This is a genomic window from Pseudomonas marginalis (genome assembly GCF_001645105.1).
GTDB classification, from domain to species: domain Bacteria; phylum Pseudomonadota; class Gammaproteobacteria; order Pseudomonadales; family Pseudomonadaceae; genus Aquipseudomonas; species Aquipseudomonas petroselini.
The window spans coordinates 1104-2145 of the sequence record NZ_LKEG01000050.1; the positions used below are offsets into that span (position 1 = coordinate 1104).

The 1042-nt window shown below is 46.6% G+C and carries 1 protein-coding gene and 1 pseudogene; both read right to left on the reverse strand.

Annotated elements, in window-relative coordinates:
* Positions 1–206 precede the first annotated feature (206 nt).
* Positions 207–569 carry a hypothetical protein gene (locus tag AO064_RS21775; protein ID WP_064054622.1) on the reverse strand — a complete coding sequence of 121 codons (363 nt, stop codon included), beginning with the start codon at positions 567–569 and terminating at the stop codon, positions 207–209.
* 277 nt (positions 570–846) lie between these two features.
* A pseudogene (locus AO064_RS31375) lies at positions 847–1042 on the reverse strand (hypothetical protein); the annotation flags it as partial.

Here is a 1042-nt window from a genome sequence, read left to right on the forward strand (position 1 = left end):
TGCTATCGGGATGCTGCCGCCCATCGACGCACCGCTGGTGCTGCTGGAAGACACCGAAATACCGGCAGACTGACTTTTGATTTCGCTGACATTCTTGATGTCGCTGACGATCAGGCGGTCAGTGCTAAGCCGGTTCTAGAAAATAGGGGTCAGACCACCAAGATACGTTTTAGCAGTAATCGTGGTCTGACCCCTATTTTCTCCAATTAATTCACACTATAGTAACTGTAAAGATCCGCATCAGGCCAAAGTTCGTCATATACAGTTAATGTGCTTCGCAGGGCCTCGCTACGAGGGTCCTCAGAAGGATTCATCTTTGAAATTACAAATTTTTTAATTTCGGGCCACTGAAGCTCACGCATACAAAATGCCACCACTTCAAAGGGCGAGTCTACAGACATTAAAATCAATTTAAATCTATCTATAAAATTTTCTTTATAGCCAGGATGTTTTTTTACAAACTCCAAAATCTTTAATAAGGACATCTCGTAGGAAATGTCTAGCTCTTCACCAAAAGCGGCTATAGCCATATCGCAAAGTTTATCAAACTCTTTAATGACGTCATTCATTTCGGCACCCAGGCGCCTTTTCTGGAATTGCTAAAATCTGGCACCCAGACTTTTCTATATACTTCCCTCCCACATCAAGCCCTTTTCGAGAAAAAGCATCTTCTGCTGCGGTTTGAGCAGCCCGACCAGAGGGCTCATAGTGCCCCGATGTATTATCAATATATTTAACTTCGCCGTTCACAATTTTCACTTCTCCCGCAGGGAAATAGGGGTCAGACCACCAATATACATTGGCGCACTAATCGTGGTCTGACCCCTATTTCCCTTTTGCACCTGTTCAACCCTTCAATGCTGGCAAAGACAGCACTTCATCGTACTGTGGCCAATCTTCCCTTGCACGCTTGAGCACACCTTGCATCAACTCGTCCAGCTCAGGCACTGGCTGCTCGAGCGGCAATTGGTCAAAGGGCGCGGCCAGCAGCGGATGATCAATCTTCTGCGGATTGGCTAAACCTTCCCACTGGCGCAGGCGC